This window comes from Halomonas sp. SSL-5, from assembly GCF_030708455.1.
GTDB lineage: Bacteria > Pseudomonadota > Gammaproteobacteria > Pseudomonadales > Halomonadaceae > Halomonas.
Genome location: NZ_JAUYWF010000004.1, coordinates 285,137 through 301,097, shown reverse-complemented (window position 1 = coordinate 301,097; position 15,961 = coordinate 285,137). Strand labels below are relative to the sequence as shown.

Sequence of the window (15,961 nt, the reverse complement as noted above, 5' to 3'; positions counted from 1 at the left end):
GAGGAGCTCTCGCATGGAACGGCACAAGCATGGCGACCTGGAGGCGGAGCACCACCCGGAGGCGATTCGCCGGCGGCTGCAGGGCGGCAACGCCGGGCAGAGCCTGCCCGACGCCATCCTCGGCGGCATCGACGGTTGTGTGACCACCTTCGCGGTGGTCTCCGGTGCCTTCGGTGCCGGCTTCTCGGCCAGCGTGGCGCTGGTGCTGGGGTTCGCCAACCTGCTGGCCGATGGCTTCAGCATGGCGATCAGCAACTATGAGGCGATCAAGGCCCAGCGCGAGCATATCGACGGGGTGCGCCGCGACGAGCACTACCATATCGAGATGATCCCCGACGGCGAGCGCGAGGAGATCCGCCAGATATTTATCGCCAAGGGCTTCGCGGGGGAGACCCTCGAACGAGTGGTGGAGACCATCTGCAGCGACCGCGAGCTGTGGGTAGAGACCATGCTGCGCGAGGAGCACGGCCTGCAGACCGAGGGGCTGAGCCCCCTGCGTTCGGGACTGGTGACCTTCATCGCCTTCCTGTTGGTGGGCGCGGTACCGCTGCTGCCCTACGCCGTGCCCGGCCTGGCCGCCAATGCCCAGTTCCTGGCGAGCCTCGCACTCGCCGGAGTGATGTTCTTCCTGATCGGCATGGGCAAGAGCCTGGTCTACCACCAGCCGGTGCTGGCCTCCGGGGTGCGTACCCTGCTGATGGGGGGCGCCGCGGCGGGGCTGGCCTTCCTGACCGGGCATCTGGCCCAGGCGCTGTTCGGCGTCAGCGTGTGAGGGCCAACCGGCGCAAGGTCGAGGTCAAGTAAGTTAGCGGGTGAAGGCGCCGCGGTGGAAGGCCGCGGCGGCCTCCACTTCCGCCACCCCGCGCCGGCCGGGTTCCGGCGGCGCCTCGCCGGCCAGTACCTTCAGCACCGAGCGGACCCCGCGTGACAGGGAGATGAGGTTGTAGCCCCCCTCCAGCACGAAGACCAGCCGCCCCCCGCATTGCTGGCGGGCCAGTGTCTGGAGGATGCCGGTCAGGGCGGCGAAGCCGTCGTAGGAGACATTCAATGCCAGGTCGTGGGCGTGGGGATCGAAGCCGGCCGAGACCAGGATCAGGTCCGGCCGGAACCACTCTGCCGCGGGTATCAGTATCTCGCGGAACGCCTTGAGGTAGGCGGCGTCACCGGCATCGGCAGGCATCGGGACGTTGACGTTGGTGCCATCGCCGAGGCCTACCCCGACCTCCTCGAGGCTGCCCGTGCCGGGGTAGAAGGGCGCGGCGCGGTGGATGTCGAGGAACAGCACGTCGGGGTCGGTCCAGAAGATGTCTTGGGTGCCGTTGCCGTGGTGGGCGTCCCAGTCGATGATCATCACCCGCTCGCAGCCCAGTTCCGCGCGGGCATGGGCGGCGGCCACCGCCACGTTGTTGAACAGGCAGAAGCCCCGGGCGCGCACCGGCTCGGCGTGATGGCCCGGCGGCCTCACCAGGGCGAAACTGCTCTCCGTGCGTTCCGTCATCACCGCTTCCACGGCGGCGATCGCCGTACCGGCGGCTACCTCGGCGGCCTCGACGCTGCCCGGGGACACCGCCGTGGTGTCCACGTCCAGCCAGGCGCTCTTGCCGCGCAGTCGGTAGATGCTGTCCAGGTAGGAGAGGGTGTGGACGCGTGCCAGCTGCTCCCGGGTCGCCGCCACGCCCGCCTCGAAGCGCACGCCGGGGACCGGTTCGAGCTCCAGCAGGTGCCGGATGGCAGTCAATCTGGCGGAGTGTTCGGGATACTTCCAGGGCACCCCCAACTGCGAGAGCAGTGAGCGGATGCGCGTGTCCATACGCCCCGGCAGGAAGGGCGCCTCGATATTCGGTTCGTGGGCCAGCATGCGCTCGTCATAGAAGGCGATCACCCGGTTTTGGTCGCTCACGGCTAAGGCTCCCTGATGGCCGAGGCCTCACTTGGGGTGGGCCCACCCACCTAGCATAGTCGCGAAGGTGGCATTGCGTCCGGGCCGCGGGTCGCCTGACGCGGCCGGGCGTCAACGCTCGGAGAGGCAGCGCGCCAGGCTGTCGTGGAGGGTGCGCGGCACGATGCCGAGGTCGGCGAAGCTCCCCGCGTCAGGGTCGGCCAGGTTGTCGCGCTGCATCAGCCACACCTGGTCCCGGGTCAGGGGCGGCGAGGGCAGCGGGGCGAGCAGGAGCGCGGCGAGGTGCCAGGCGAGGAAGGGCAGAGGCAGCAGTCGCGGCTGGCGGTCGAGCTGGGCCGCCACCCGTTCGACCAGTTCACGGTAGTTGAGCACCTCGGGGCCGCCCAGCTCGAACAGCCGCCGGGCGACGGGCCGCGAGGCCGTCAGGCGCACCGCCGCGCGGGCCACATCGTCCACATGGACCGGCTGCAGGCGGGTCGTGCCGCGGCCGAACAGCGGCACCAGCGGCAGGTGTACCAGGCGGGCGAGGTTGGCCAGCAGGGCGTCGTCGGGGCCGAACAGCACCCCGGGGCGCAGCAGGATCGCCTTGGGCAGCGCCTCGATCACGGCCTCCTCGCCGGCGGCGCGGGCGCGCACATAGGCGGAAGGGGAGTCGGTGCTGGCGCCGATGCCCGAGACGTGAATCAGCCGTGCGATGCCGGCGTCACGGGCGAGCCTCGCCACCCGCCCGGCCCCCGTCACGTGGATCGCCGCGAAGGTCAGGCCAGAACGCCGGCGCTCCACATAGAGGCCCACCGCATTGATCGCCGCCTCACTGCCCACCAGAGCGGCGGCCACCTGGCGCTCGTCGCGGATGTCACACGCCACCGCCTCGACGCGATCGCCGGGCTCCAGCCAGTCGGGCAGCCGTGGGTGGCGCGCGGCGATGCGTACCGCCCGGCCCGACTCCACCAGTTCGCGCACGACGGCGCGGCCCAGGAAGCCGGTGCCGCCGAATACCGTGGTCGGGCGCTCCTGCATGCTGCTTCCTCGTCGCCGATGGGGAGCGTCAATCCTGCCAGGCCCGGGCGCGGCCGTCATGTGCCGGCTGGAGACCCGCGGCGCCGCGGTGTAGGCTTGGCGGCTTTCCTGTCAGCTGCCTGGAGCCCGCCATGAGCGATCTGCCCGCCTGTCCCGAATGTTCCTCTCCCTATACCTACGAGGACGGCATCCAGTATGTCTGCCCCGAATGCGGCCACGAGTGGTCCGGGGAGGCGAGCGTCGACAACGACGACGCCCTCGAGGTCCGCGATGCCAACGGCAACCCGCTGGCCGATGGCGACAGCGTCACCGTGATCAAGGACCTCAAGGTCAAGGGCTCCTCCCTGGTGGTGAAGGTGGGCACCAAGGTCAAGAATATCCGCCTGGTGGAGGGCGACCACGATATCGACTGCAAGGTCGACGGGGTCGGCCCCATGAAGCTGAAGTCCGAGTTCGTGAAGAAGGCATGAGGTGGCTCGGGGCAAGGGTCGCGATAGCGGGCGCCAATGAGAACGATAGTCGTTTTTGATGCGAATGGTGCCTATCGTGCTGTAAAGCTGCCCCCTCGGCAGGGAAACCGTCTCGCGGGCTTCACATCGAATTCATACAGGACTAAAATGGTCCGCAATCGAGGCACGGTATTTCGCCGGGCCGCTCGCTGACAGGAGGCTCGTCATGCTCAAGCTCTCGCGGCTGACCGACTATGCCGCCGTGGTGATGGCTCAGATTGCCCGTCATCCCGAGCAGCCCCAGGCGGCGGCCGAACTCGCCGAAGCGGTCCAGCTTCCGCATCCCACCGTCAGCAAGACGCTGAAGATGCTGGTCAAGGCGGGGTTGCTGGAGTCGCGGCGCGGTGCCCAGGGGGGATACTCCCTGGCGCGGCCCGCCTCCGAGATCACCGCCATCGACATCATCACCGCCATCGAGGGGCCGGTGGCGATGACCGAATGCAGTCACGCCGAGGGCGACTGCGACCTGGCCGCTACCTGCGGCGTGGCCGACAACTGGCAGCGTGTTTCGCTGGGTGTGCGCACCCTGCTCGGCAGTGTGACCCTGGCCCACCTGGCCAGTGCCTCGCCGATCAAGCTGCCGGTACAGCTGCCCATCCAGAGCGTGAGCCTGGCCGCCGACACGGCCTGAGCCACTCGAGTTTCATCGGATTCAATCGGCGAGCGCGCCTCGCCGGCCCAACCGCCCGGGAGGGGAGAGATCATGGCAAGTCAGGAAATGGAACAGCTGGTCCGTCGCGACTACAAGGAAGGCTTCGTGACCGACATCGAGAGCGACACGCTACCGCCCGGTCTCGACGAGGACACCATCGCCTTCATCTCGAACAAGAAGGGCGAGCCCGAGTGGATGCTCGAGTGGCGCCTCAAGGCCTATCGCGCCTGGCTGAAGATGACGCCGCCCTCCTGGGCGCACCTCGATTATCCGCCCATCGACTACCAGGCCATCTCCTACTTCAGCGCCCCCAAGCGTGACGAGGACCGTCCCCAGAGCCTCGACGAGGTGGACCCCAAGCTGCTCGAGACCTACGAGAAACTGGGCATACCGCTGCACGAGCGTGCCGCCCTGGCCGGCGTGGCGGTGGACGCGGTGTTCGACTCGGTCTCGGTGACCACCACCTTCAAGGAGAAGCTCGGCGAAGCCGGCGTGATCTTCTGCTCCATCTCCGAGGCGGTGAAGGAGTACCCGGAGCTGGTCAAGCAGTACCTGGGCAGCGTGGTGCCCCAGACCGACAACTACTTCGCGGCCCTCAACTCCGCGGTGTTCACCGACGGCTCCTTCGTGTTCGTGCCCAAGGGCGTGACCTGCCCCATGGAGCTGTCCACCTATTTCCGCATCAACGCCGAGAACACCGGCCAGTTCGAGCGCACCCTGATCATCTGCGAGGAGGGCGCCCAGGTCTCCTACCTGGAGGGCTGCACCGCGCCGATGCGTGACGAGAACCAGCTGCATGCCGCGGTGGTCGAGCTGGTGGCGCTGGATGACGCCTACATCAAGTACTCCACCGTGCAGAACTGGTATCCCGGCGACGAGGATGGCAAGGGCGGCATCTACAACTTCGTCACCAAGCGCGGCGACTGTCGTGGCGACCGCTCGCGGATCAGCTGGACCCAGGTCGAGACCGGCTCCGCCATTACCTGGAAGTATCCCTCCTGCGTGCTGCGCGGCAAGGACAGCAAGGGCGAGTTCTATTCGGTGGCGGTGACCAACGGCCGTCAGCAGGCCGATACCGGCACCAAGATGATCCATATCGGCGAGGGCTCGCGCTCCAGCATCATCTCCAAGGGGATCTCCGCCGGCCGCAGCAACCAGTCCTACCGTGGCCTGGTGAAAATCGGCCCGCGGGCCAAGGGGGCACGCAACTTCACCCAGTGCGACTCGCTGCTGATCGGTGACAAGTGCGGCGCCCACACCTTCCCCTACCAGGAGATCGGCAACAGCACCGCCACCGTGGAGCACGAGGCCACCACCTCCAAGATCGGCGAGGACCAGCTGTTCTACTGCCAGAGCCGCGGCATCTCCGAGGAGGACGCGGTGAGCATGATCGTCAATGGCTTCTGCAAGGACGTCTTCCAGGAGCTGCCCATGGAGTTTGCCGTCGAGGCCGAGGCGCTGCTCAGCGTGACCCTCGAGGGTTCCGTGGGCTGAGTCGCCCTCCAGGCAATGAATTCACCGTGGCGGGCCGCGGCGGCGGCCCGCCCGAATCGAAAAGGTAATCACGATGCTCGAAGTCAAGGATCTGCACGTCACGGTCGAGGGCAAGGAAATCCTCAAGGGCCTTTCCCTGGCCATCAATGCCGGTGAGGTGCACGCCATCATGGGCCCCAACGGGGCCGGCAAGTCGACCCTCTCCTCGGTGATCGCCGGCAAGGAAGGCTACGAAGTCACCTCGGGCTCCATCACCTTCGAGGGCCAGGACGTGCTGGAGATGGAGGTCGAGGAGCGCGCCCAGGCCGGCCTGCTGCTGGGCTTCCAGCACCCTGTCGAGATCCCCGGGGTGAAGAACATCTACCTGCTCAAGTCGGCGCTCAACGCCCAGCGGGCGGCCCGCGGCGAGGGCGAGATGCCTGCCCCGGAGTTTCTCAAGCTGATCAAGGAGAAGATCGCCGAGATGCAGATGGACGCCAGCTTCCTGCAGCGTTCCGTCAATGAGGGCTTCTCCGGCGGCGAGAAGAAGCGCAACGAGATCCTGCAGATGCTGGTGCTGCAGCCGAAGCTCGCCATGCTCGACGAGATCGACTCCGGCCTCGACATCGACGCCCTGCGCGTGGTGGCCGACGGGGTCAACAGCCTGCGCGCCGAGGACCGTGGCATCCTGCTGGTGACCCACTATCAGCGCCTGCTCGACTACATCGTGCCCGATCGCGTGCACGTGCTGATCGACGGCCGCATCGCCAAGAGCGGCGACGCGGAACTGGCGCGCGAACTCGAATCCCGTGGCTACGACTGGGTGCTGGAGGAGTCTGCCGCATGAGTGAAGAGACACAGCGTTTTCTCGACCGCTTGGCCGAGTTCCGCGCCGGCCGCCTCGAGACTCGGGGCCAGGAGCCGACCTGGATCGCCGCCCGGCGCCAGGCGGGTGCGGCCCGCTTCGAGGCGATGGGCTTCCCCACGCGCCGCGACGAGGCGTGGAAGTACACCGATGTTCGTGCCATCGCCCGGGGCGACTTCGCCCTGGCCGGCGATGCCGAGTTCTCCCAGGCGGGCGCGGCGGCCCTGACCCTGCCCATCGATGCGCACCGGCTGACCTTCGTCGACGGCGTCTTCGCCCCGGCCCTGTCGCGGCTCGACGACCTGCCGGCGGGTGTCAGCCTGGTGCCGCTCTCGGCGGCCCTGGAGGAGAACCACGAGGCGGTGGGTGGTCCGCTGGGACGCCTCACCGGGGTCGAGTTCTCGCCCTTCTCGGCGCTCAATACCGCCTTCATGGAGGAGGGCGCGGTGCTGCGCCTGGCGCCGGGCACCGTGGTCGAGAAGCCGATCATCCTGCAGTTCCTCTCCAGGAACGGAGCGCAGCCGGTGATGAGCCATCCGCGCATCCTGGTCCAGGCCGGCGGGCGCAGCCAGGCGACCCTGGTCGAGCACCACGTGGGCGAGGAAGAGGCCGCCAACTTCACCAATCTGGTGGAGGAGATCATCCTCGAGCGCAATGCCATCCTGACCCACTACAAGCTGCAGGAGTCGCCGCTTGCCGACCTGCACGTGGCCTCCATCCACGTCGAGCAGGCCCGCGACAGCCGCTATACCTCGTTCAACCTGAACCTGGGCGGCGCCCTGGTGCGTACCGACCTGATCAGCGACCTGAACGGCGAGAACGCCACCTGCGACTTCTATGGCCTGTTCTACGGCCAGGGCCGCCAGCACGTGGACAGCCACACCCTGGCCAACCACAACGCGCCCCTTACGTTCTCCAACGAGAACTACAAGGGCATCCTCGACGATCGCGCCCATGGCGTGTTCAACGGCAAGGTGGTGGTCAAGCGCGACAGCCAGAAGATCGAGGGCTTCCAGAGCAACGCCAACCTGCTGCTCTCCGACCGCGCCGAGATCGACGCCAAGCCGGAGCTCGAGATCTACGCCGATGACGTCAAGTGCTCCCACGGCACCACCACCGGCCAGCTCGACGAGGAGGCGGTCTACGCCTTGCGTAGCCGCGGCATCGATCGCCAGACCGCCCGCGGGCTGCTGACCCTGGCTTTCGCCGGCGAGGTGCTGGAGGAGGTGAACCTGGATGCCATCGCCGAGCGCGTTGAGCTCGCCGTGGCCGGCAAGCTGCCCGAGCGCTTCAACCTGGCCGGGCTGGTGGAAGCCGCCGTGGCCTTGGGTGATGAATAGGGTGATGAGTAAGGACGATGAGTGAGAGCGACCGCGCCATCCTGAGGAGGAGCCTGCCATGACCGACCTGGCCACTCGCGCCCCCGCGACCCCGACCCTGGACGTCGCGGCGATCCGCGCCGACTTCCCGATCCTGTCCCGCCAGGTGCATGGCAGGCCGCTGGTCTATCTCGACAATGCGGCGACCAGCCAGACCCCGCGCCAGGTGATCGCGGCGTTCGATGCCTACTATGGGGGCTACAACGCCAATATCCACCGCGGCCTGCACACCCTGGCCGACGAGGCCACCGCGGCCTTCGAGGGCACCCGGGAGACGGTTCGCGGCTTCCTGAACGCGGCCGAGACCCGCGAGCTCATCTTTACCCGCGGCACCACCGAGGCGATCAACCTGGTGGCCAACAGCTGGGGGCGCGCCAACCTCAAGGCCGGCGACGAGGTGCTGATCTCGCGCCTGGAGCACCACTCCAATATCGTGCCCTGGCAGCTGCTGGCCGCCGAGCTCGGCTTCACCATCAAGGTGATCCCGGTGGACGAACGCGGCGTGCTCGACCTCGACGCCTACCGTGCGCTCTTCACCGAGCGCACGAGACTGGTGGCGGTCAACCACGTCTCCAACGCCTTCGGTACGATCAACCCGGTCAAGGCGATGGCGACCATCGCCCACGCCCACGGCGCGCTTATCCTGGTTGACGGCGCCCAGGCCACGCCCCACCAGGCGGTGGACGTGCGCGACATCGACGCCGACTTCTACGCCTTCTCCGGCCACAAGGTCTATGGCCCCACCGGCGTTGGGGTGCTCTACGGCAAGGCCGATCTGCTCGAGGCGATGCCGCCCTGGCAGGGCGGTGGCGAGATGATCGCCACCGTCTCCTTCGAGGCCGGCACCACCTTCGCCGAGCTTCCCCACAAGTTCGAGGCGGGCACCCCGGCCATCGCCGAGGTGATCGCCCTGGGCGAGGCCCTGAAGTGGGTGGCCGGCGTCGGCCTCGACGCCATCGGCGCCTGGGAGGGGCGGCTGCTGGCCCACGCCACCGAGCGGGTCTCCACCATCGACGGCCTGCGCATCCTGGGCACCGCCCCGGACAAGGCGGGGGTGCTCTCCTTCGTGGTCGACGGCGCCCATGCCCAGGATATCGGCCTGCTGATCGACCAGCTCGGGGTTGCGATCCGTACCGGCCACCACTGCGCCCAGCCGCTGCTCGCCCACTTCGGCGTGGACGCCACCTGCCGGGCATCGTTCGCCGCCTACAACACCCTGGAAGAGATCGACGTCTTCGCCGAGGCCCTGGAGCGAGTCATCGGCATGGTCAGGTAACCACTGCCGGCCAGGGAACCGCCAGAAAAGGAACGCCATGAGCGATATCGAGCAGATAGCGAGCCTCCACAAGGGGCAGGAGCTGCCCCTGCACCGCGACGTGGAGGTGATCTCCATTCCCTTCGGCAAGACCGTGACCCTCGCCGAGGACAGCGTGGTCAACGTGATGCAGGCCAAGGGCAGCACGGTCAGCGTCGGCTTCGAGGGGCGCCTCTACCTGATCGAGGGCGCCAACCTCGATGCCCTGGGCCTCGAGGCGCTGCCGCGTCCGACCCTGCCCGAGGACGCCTCCGACGAGGAGATCGAGCGGTTCGTGTGGGACCAGCTGCGCACCTGTTTCGACCCCGAGATCCCGGTCAATATCGTCGACCTGGGGCTGGTCTACGGCTGTCGCCTCGAGCGACTGATCAGCGGCGAGCGCATCGTCACCATCCGCATGACGCTGACCGCGCCGGGCTGCGGCATGGGCGACGTGATCGCCGCCGATGCGCGCAACAAGATCCTCGGCGCCCCCCAGATCAGCAAGGTACACACCGAGATCGTCTTCGATCCGCCCTGGAGTCGTGAGATGATGAGCGACGAGGCCAAGCTCGAGCTCGGCATGTTCTAGCGGCCCGCGCCCGAGGCGTCCTGCGGTGATCGACCGGGGTGTGCCGGGCGCACAGGGAACAGGAGATGCCGATGAAGTGGTCAGCGTGGCGGGTCCTCCGGGCCATCCTGATGGCGCTGGGCACGGCGGTGCTGCTGGCGGCACTGTTGCTGCTGGTCGCCAACCTCTGGGTGCTGGGCCAGACCCGTGAGCGCATCGAGCATGAGCTGCCGCTGTGCCGTGCCGAGCGGGTGGGCATCGTGTTCGGCACCTCCCACTGGACCCGCAGCGGTGTCCGCAATCCCTACTTCGAGGCGCGCATGAGCGCCTCGGCGCGGCTGTTGCGCCTGGATCGGGTCGACCACCTGCTGCTCTCCGGCGACAACCGCACCCTCTCCTACAACGAGCCCATCACCATGTGGCGCGACCTTCGCGGTCGCGGGGTGCCCGAAACCGCCATGACGCTGGACTACGCCGGCTTCAGCACCTTCGATACCCTGGCCCGGGCGCGGGCGGTGTTCGGCGTGGAGCGTGGGCTGCTGATCACCCAGGCCTGGCACCTGCCGCGGGCGCTGTTCATCGCCGAGGCGCTGGGCATCGAGGCCCAGGGCTGCGCGGTGTCGTCACACCGGGTCAAGGGGCAGTGGCGCCTGGCGGCGCGGGAGTGGGTGGCGCGGCTGGCTACCCTGGGAGATCTCTACCTGTGGGGGCGTGAGCCCCACTTCCTGGGGCCCCGGGAGCCGCTGGAGATCGTGCCCCAGGCCGCGCAGCGGGGCTGGGCCATCGATACGCCGGGACCGGCAGCGGAGCGGCGCTGAGCAGGAGCCTTCAGCGCCGTTTGGCCAGGAGCCCTCAGCGCCCCTTGGTCAGGAGCCCTCAGCGCCGCTTGGCGTGGGTCTTCTGCAGGGCGTAGAGCTCGCGGATCAGCGCCCGGCAGCCCTTCCAGCACTCCTCCACCGTCGGCTCCAGGGCATCGGGCAGGGGGTGAGTCATCAGGTTGGAGAGGGCCTGCATCAGCACGCGCTCCTGCTCCAGCAGTTCGCCGATCACCACCTGGCTCTCGTTGCCGACGAAGCTCTTCAGCCGGCTCCACAGCCACATGTAGTCGTCGCGTTCGACATCGGCGTCCCGGGGCAGCATGTTGAGGTGCTCCCGAGCGAGCTCCTGCAGCTCGCGCATCGACCGGCTGCGCGCCTCATAGTGCGGCTTGAGAGCGTCGCGCAGCGATGGGCGCAGGCGCTCCAGATTGTCCTGAAAGTAGTCGATGCTGTCGGCCAGCGCTTCCAGCACGCTGTCCATCGCCACCTGGCGATTGTCGAGAAACATGAGCGGTCACCCCCTTTGGTGACGCAGATTGTGGCCGGGGAAACACTGTTTTGCTACCCCCGGACTGGAATAAGTGTGGAATCCGCGATGCCCATTGGGCCTGGCCTGTGCACAACTGGCAATTACCCCTTGGGCTTAGGTGGTGCCTTGCGGGCCGGGGCGGCATTCTTCTCCAGGTGTTCGATGATCAGGCCGGCGATATCCTTGCCGGTGGCGCTCTCGATGCCCTGCAGGCCCGGGGAGGAGTTGACCTCCATGATCACCGGGCCGTGATTGGCACGCAACAGGTCGACGCCGGCCACCCTCAGGCCCATGGCCTTGGCGGCGCGGATCGCCGTGGAGCGCTCCTCCGGGGTGATGCGTATCACGCTGGCGGTGCCGCCGCGGTGCAGGTTGGAGCGGAATTCGCCATCGGCAGCCTGGCGCTTCATGGCCGCCACCACCTTGTCGCCGATCACGAAGCAGCGGATATCGGCGCCGCGGGCCTCCTTGATGTACTCCTGGACCATGATATTGGCCTTCATGCCCATGAAGGCCTGGATCACGCTTTCTGCCGCCTGATTGGTCTCGGCCAGCACCACGCCGATGCCCTGGGTGCCCTCGAGCAGCTTGATGACCAGCGGGGCGCCCTTGACCATGGTGATCAGGTCGGGGATGTCGTCGGGGGAGTGGGCGAAGCCGGTGATCGGCAGTCCCAGTCCCTTGCGCGACAGTAGCTGCAGCGAGCGCAGCTTGTCCCGGGAGCGGGTGATCGAGACGTTGTCGTTGAGCACATAGGTGCCCATCATCTCGAACTGGCGCAGCACCGCACAGCCGTAGAAGGTGACCGAGGCGCCGATGCGCGGGACCACCGCATCGAAGGGCTCCAGCTCCTCCCCCTTGTAGTGGATCGAGGGGTGGTGGGCGGCGATGCTCATGTAGCAGCGCAGGGTGTCGACCACCCGGGCGGTATGGCCGCGCGCCTCGGCGGCCTCCACCAGGCGCCGCGTGGAGTAGAGGTTACGGTTGCGTGACAGCAGCGCGATATGCATCGAGTAGCTCCGGGGCGGTGGCCGGTCGGTTCAGGGTTCGCCGTGCAGGAAGGCGGCGCCGGGCGCCACCAGCAGGCGGCGCAGGGCACGGCGGCCCAGCAACATGGGGTGGCGCATGTCGCGCCGATCGGTCAGGGACAGCTCCACCTGGTAGGTAAGCGAGCCGAGGCGCATGGGCGTGCGGATCACGTAGCGCCACTCCGCCTGTCCGTTGGAGCTGCGCACCTTGCGGCGATCGTGGAGGTGCATGCGAAACACATGGGGCGGCGTCTCCGGGCCACCGCTGCGGGTGGTGAAGCTGACCCACAGGTGGCCGTCCTCCTCGAAGGATTCGATGTCCTCGGCGTGCAGCGCCGAGGTGCGTGCCCCGGTATCCGCCTTGGCGCACAGCACGAGGTGCATCTCCGGCAGCTCGACCATCTCGCGGCGGCCGATCACCGCCTTGGGGGTATAGGGCAGTTCCTTCATCATCGTCATGGGTCGTTCTCGCCTTCAACGCGTCAGGGCCGCGAGCCGTCGGCCGATGGGCGAGTCGGCGGGCGCCTCGCGCAGGGTCATCAGTACCGGCAGTCGCAGCCTGGGAATCAGGGCCAGGTCGCGGGCCACTCTCATGAAGTCTGCCTGCTCGCAGCTGGCCAGGCGCTCCAGGTAGCGCGGCAGCCGCTGGCCATCCTCGAGGAGGGACCAGCCGCGCGCGGCGATGGCCGCCAGCAGGTCGGGGCCGCAGGCGTGAGCATCGGCCAGCAGGCTGTCGAACCAGGCGCCGGCAGCCGCGCTGCCCGAGGCGGCGCGCACGCAGGCGCACAGCCCCTCCACATCGCCCGCGGCCGCCGCCGCCTCGCCCCGGGTGCGCAGCGCCGCGGCCAGCTCGGCGTCGATGGCCACATGCTCCAGGCAGTAGCACAGCGAGGTGAGCACCTCGTGGGGCAGCGCGGGAAGCCGCAGAGCCAGCTGCCGGCGCTCCTCGTCGCCCATCCGCACCGCGAAGTCGGCCAGGCCCTGGAGCCCCAGCGCCTGCCAGTCGAGGGCCTGCTGGCCGCTCAGATAGGCCTCCACCGGCTCCAGGTGCTGGCTGGCCGGGCGCCCCAGGTCCTGGCTGGCGCGGGCGTGGAGCATGGCCTGGAAGGGCAGCGAGGGGGTGAAGGCCAGGGGATTGTCCTTCATCAGGTTATCCACCGCCGCACCGTCCTCGCGGCCGACGTTGGCCACGCTATGGCCCAGGGTCTCGAGCAGCCGCTGCACGAAGGCATCGCGGGATGCCGGGTCGAGGCGGCCCTGTTCGTCCAGGGGCAGGGCCAGGAACCAGATCAGCGGGTCCTGCATGTCGCCCAGGCGAAAGACCAGGCCCAGCCGCGCCTGGCCCTGCCAGGGGGCGGGCCAGGGCGCCTGGTCGGCCTCCAGGGCCGCCAGGGTCGACATCTCGCAGGGTTCGACGCGCCGGCCCAGGTGGTAGAGCCGCACCTCGGCACCGCTGCGCACGAAGAAGTCGTGAAGGGTGTGGATGGGTTGCATGGCATCTCCGCTTGTCAGAGCGTGCACTCTACCGCGGCACCGGTGGGCTGTCAGCAGGTACGCCGCGGTTCCCGTGGCGATGGTCAAATCTTGATCGCCGGGCGGCACTGCCCATGACATCGGGGCTGGCGAACTCTTTCCAGTGGTTATCCACAGCCCCGTTCACGGAAACTGTGAATGGGGGCGTGGAGAGCGGGTCGGTGGGTGGCCACTCGCCGCCGGGGACGGGATAATGGGAGCACACGCGAATGGAGTTTCCCGATGACGGTTCACGACGAACTCGACCAGGCCCTGCGCCGGCTCGAGGCGACCATGAAGGCGGCCGGCCTGTGGCGCATGGCCACCCCCGACCCCGCGGCGTTCCACAGCCAGCAGCCCTTCTGCGTCGACACCATGGCGCTGCCCCAGTGGATGCGCTTCGTGTTCATCCCCCGGCTGGATGCCCTGGTGGAGCGCCGGGCGCCGCTGCCGGCGCGCTGCGAGGTGGCCCCGATGTTGGACACCTACCTGGCCGAGGCGGGGATGCGCGCCAGCGACCGCCTGCTGCTTCGCCAGGCGGTGGAGGAGATCGACCGGCTGGTCACCGAGAACTGAGGCCGCGCCATGCCCTACTACTTTGCCTATGGCAGTAACATGAATCCCGCCCGTGTCGCCGCCCGTATCGGCCCCACCCGCCAAGTGTTGGCCGGTGTGCTGCATGACCACGCGCTGCGTTTCGACAAGGCGTCCCGGGTGGCGGGCATCGCCCACGCCAACGTGGTGCCCCGGCCGGGCGAACGGGTCGAGGGAGCGCTGTTCGAGCTCGAGCATCCCGGCCAGATCCTGGACATGGATCCCTACGAGGGCTACCCCCGGGAGTACGATCGCCACCGCCTGCCGGTGGTGACCCAGGAGGGGACCCTGGAGGCCTGGGTCTACATCGCCGCGCCGGGTACCACCGCCGAGGCGCTGCGGCCGGCGCGGGAGTACCTCGAGCACCTGCTGGCCGGCGAACCCTTCCTGAGTCCCGGCTACCACGCGCGGCTCGCGGCGGTGGAGGCGGTTACCGGGCTCGACGCCGCGACCCTCGCCGCCCTCGGCCTCTCGCGGCTTACGCCACGCTGAAGGCGGTCCTGATTCGACCCGCCGCTCCCGCACGCGACGAGGCCCGCCATATGGCGGGCCTCGTCGTGTCGAGCGGGGCGATCAGAAGCGGTAGCTGATGCCGCCCATCACCACCACCGGGTCGATCTCCACCTTGCCGATGTCGTTGCCATTGAGGCTGGCGTCGGTGTCGATATCCAGGTACCAAGCGGCGGCGTTGAGGGCCCAGTGGTCGTCGATCAGCAGGTCGACGCCCAGCTGGCCGGCGGCGCCCCAGGAGTCGTCAAACTCGACCGACAGCGGTGCATCCAACTCTTCATCGGAGAACGTGGTGTAGTTGACGCCGATGCCGGCATAGGGCTGCACACGGGCGTCGGTGCCGCCCAGCGGGTAGTACTGCAGGGTCAGGGTCGGCGGGAGGTGATCGACGGAGCCGCCAGTCACGCCCTCGACCTGGAAGTCGTGGTCGAAGGGCTCGGCGGCCAGCAGCTCCACGCCCAGCTTGTCGGTGAAGCGGTAGCCCAGGGTAAAGGCGAAGGCGCTATCGTCCTGAACGTCGACATCGGCTCCGCCGAGGATGTCGCCGTTATCGCTCTTGGGCTCGACCTTGGCCACGCCGACGCGGGTGAAGAAGTCGCCGGCGCCGTAGGCGAAGGCCTGGGTGCTGGCGGTGACGGCGGCGGCGGCCACGCCGGCGGCGATCAGGGTGGAGAGGGCGCTCTTGTGCATGGTGTCGGCTCCTGCTGGCTCGGGTGCGGCACGACGCCGCATGGGAAGATAAGTTCAGTGTAGCCGCCGCTCCCGATACTTGAATTGATCCAGGGCAAGAGAATGACGCAGTGCGGTGAAGTGCCACCCCCTGGGTGCCGCCCGTGTCGAGCGGCTCGCCGTTCATCGGTGTCGCTGCATCGCGACAGGTCGCCGAACTCGCCGCTATCGGCTTCACTTACGGGGGGACGAACCATGGAGGAGCCGGGATGGGAGACGCGAGCCCGCGGGACGAGAGCCGACTGACCCTGGCGGGGCTGTTGCTGGCCGCCGGCCTGGGGGTGTGGCTGCTGCTCGAGCCGCAGTTGATCGCCGCCCTGCCCATGGCGCTGCGGCTGCCACTGGTCCTGTTGGGGGCCGCCATCCTGGGGGCGGCCTTCGCCGCGCCGCTGGTGATGGAGAGGGGCGGGCGAGTGCCGTCGCCGGCCTGGCGGCTGGGTGCGCTGGTCGCCTTCACCCTGCTGCTGGCATGGCGGACGCTCGCCGGTTGATGCCTTCCTGCAGAAACGTCGCAGGCCGCCCGAGGGCGGCCTGCTGGTGGGTAAGGGCGGGTAAGGGCCTGCCTGCTGAGGGTGGGG

General features: G+C 68.5%; 19 protein-coding genes. 12 read left to right on the top strand and 7 right to left on the bottom strand.

From position 1 onward, the window contains the following. The first annotated feature begins 13 nt into the window (after nt 1-13). Nucleotides 14-772 carry a VIT1/CCC1 transporter family protein gene (locus RAN53_RS06695; protein WP_305796035.1) on the top strand — a complete coding sequence of 253 codons (759 nt, stop codon included), beginning with the start codon at nt 14-16 and terminating at the stop codon, nt 770-772. 33 nt (nt 773-805) lie between these two features. Here RAN53_RS06695 and RAN53_RS06690 read toward each other — a convergent pair whose 3' ends face one another. Both RAN53_RS06690 and RAN53_RS06685 read right to left on the bottom strand, forming a co-directional pair. Then, nucleotides 806-1,900 (bottom strand): histone deacetylase, encoded by a 1,095-nt coding sequence (locus RAN53_RS06690; RefSeq protein WP_305796034.1) that lies wholly within the window; start codon nt 1,898-1,900, stop codon nt 806-808. Nucleotides 1,901-2,011: 111 nt separating this feature from the next. Continuing rightward, nucleotides 2,012-2,920, bottom strand: coding sequence for a complex I NDUFA9 subunit family protein (locus tag RAN53_RS06685; RefSeq protein ID WP_305796033.1), 909 nt, complete (start codon nt 2,918-2,920; stop codon nt 2,012-2,014). A 131-nt stretch (nt 2,921-3,051) separates the two neighbouring features. Between RAN53_RS06685 and RAN53_RS06680 the strand changes: the two genes are divergently transcribed. From RAN53_RS06680 to RAN53_RS06645, 8 genes are all read left to right on the top strand, one after another. Continuing rightward, nucleotides 3,052-3,390, top strand: a complete 339-nt coding sequence (locus RAN53_RS06680; RefSeq protein WP_305796032.1) for a zinc ribbon domain-containing protein YjdM — start codon at nt 3,052-3,054, stop codon at nt 3,388-3,390. A gap of 205 nt (nt 3,391-3,595) precedes the next feature. Next, nucleotides 3,596-4,060 (top strand): SUF system Fe-S cluster assembly regulator, encoded by a 465-nt coding sequence (locus tag RAN53_RS06675; protein WP_161432605.1) that lies wholly within the window; start codon nt 3,596-3,598, stop codon nt 4,058-4,060. A gap of 72 nt (nt 4,061-4,132) precedes the next feature. Next, nucleotides 4,133-5,575: a Fe-S cluster assembly protein SufB gene (sufB, locus tag RAN53_RS06670; RefSeq protein WP_305796031.1), complete on the top strand. Its 1,443-nt coding sequence runs from the start codon at nt 4,133-4,135 to the stop codon at nt 5,573-5,575. A gap of 73 nt (nt 5,576-5,648) precedes the next feature. Continuing rightward, on the top strand, nt 5,649-6,401 hold the full coding sequence (sufC, locus tag RAN53_RS06665; RefSeq protein ID WP_305796030.1) for a Fe-S cluster assembly ATPase SufC: 753 nt from the start codon (nt 5,649-5,651) through the stop codon (nt 6,399-6,401). Beyond that, nucleotides 6,398-7,759 carry a Fe-S cluster assembly protein SufD gene (gene sufD, locus RAN53_RS06660; protein ID WP_305796028.1) on the top strand — a complete coding sequence of 454 codons (1,362 nt, stop codon included), beginning with the start codon at nt 6,398-6,400 and terminating at the stop codon, nt 7,757-7,759. Before sufC ends, sufD begins: the two co-directional genes overlap by 4 nt. A gap of 58 nt (nt 7,760-7,817) precedes the next feature. Next, a complete protein-coding gene (locus RAN53_RS06655) occupies nt 7,818-9,074 on the top strand; it encodes a cysteine desulfurase (protein ID WP_305796027.1) in 1,257 nt (418 codons plus the stop codon). A 37-nt stretch (nt 9,075-9,111) separates the two neighbouring features. After that, entirely contained in the window at nt 9,112-9,684 is a 573-nt protein-coding gene (sufT, locus tag RAN53_RS06650) for a putative Fe-S cluster assembly protein SufT (RefSeq protein WP_305796026.1), read from the top strand. Nucleotides 9,685-9,755: 71 nt separating this feature from the next. Then, a complete protein-coding gene (locus RAN53_RS06645) occupies nt 9,756-10,481 on the top strand; it encodes a vancomycin high temperature exclusion protein (protein WP_305796025.1) in 726 nt (241 codons plus the stop codon). A 58-nt stretch (nt 10,482-10,539) separates the two neighbouring features. Here RAN53_RS06645 and RAN53_RS06640 read toward each other — a convergent pair whose 3' ends face one another. The 4 genes from RAN53_RS06640 to RAN53_RS06625 form a co-directional block, all read right to left on the bottom strand. Then, nucleotides 10,540-10,989, bottom strand: coding sequence for a hypothetical protein (locus tag RAN53_RS06640; RefSeq protein WP_305796024.1), 450 nt, complete (start codon nt 10,987-10,989; stop codon nt 10,540-10,542). A 122-nt stretch (nt 10,990-11,111) separates the two neighbouring features. After that, a complete protein-coding gene (gene rimK, locus RAN53_RS06635) occupies nt 11,112-12,020 on the bottom strand; it encodes a 30S ribosomal protein S6--L-glutamate ligase (RefSeq protein ID WP_305796023.1) in 909 nt (302 codons plus the stop codon). Nucleotides 12,021-12,050: 30 nt separating this feature from the next. Continuing rightward, entirely contained in the window at nt 12,051-12,488 is a 438-nt protein-coding gene (locus tag RAN53_RS06630; RefSeq protein ID WP_305796082.1) for an ATP-dependent zinc protease, read from the bottom strand. A 24-nt stretch (nt 12,489-12,512) separates the two neighbouring features. Continuing rightward, entirely contained in the window at nt 12,513-13,532 is a 1,020-nt protein-coding gene (locus RAN53_RS06625) for a DUF3549 family protein (protein WP_305796021.1), read from the bottom strand. Between the two features lie 261 nt (nt 13,533-13,793). Here RAN53_RS06625 and RAN53_RS06620 point away from each other — a divergent pair, with 261 nt between their 5' ends. Continuing rightward, the gene (locus RAN53_RS06620) at nt 13,794-14,126 is read left to right on the top strand and encodes a YqcC family protein (protein WP_305796020.1); all 333 of its coding nucleotides are present in this window, start codon (nt 13,794-13,796) and stop codon (nt 14,124-14,126) included. 9 nt (nt 14,127-14,135) lie between these two features. Beyond that, on the top strand, nt 14,136-14,636 hold the full coding sequence (locus RAN53_RS06615) for a gamma-glutamylcyclotransferase family protein (protein WP_305796019.1): 501 nt from the start codon (nt 14,136-14,138) through the stop codon (nt 14,634-14,636). An 81-nt stretch (nt 14,637-14,717) separates the two neighbouring features. Here RAN53_RS06615 and RAN53_RS06610 read toward each other — a convergent pair whose 3' ends face one another. Beyond that, nucleotides 14,718-15,344: an OmpW/AlkL family protein gene (locus RAN53_RS06610; protein WP_305796018.1), complete on the bottom strand. Its 627-nt coding sequence runs from the start codon at nt 15,342-15,344 to the stop codon at nt 14,718-14,720. Between the two features lie 248 nt (nt 15,345-15,592). Between RAN53_RS06610 and RAN53_RS06605 the strand changes: the two genes are divergently transcribed. Then, the gene (locus RAN53_RS06605; RefSeq protein WP_305796017.1) at nt 15,593-15,874 is read left to right on the top strand and encodes a hypothetical protein; all 282 of its coding nucleotides are present in this window, start codon (nt 15,593-15,595) and stop codon (nt 15,872-15,874) included. The last annotated feature ends 87 nt before the right edge of the window (nt 15,875-15,961 follow it).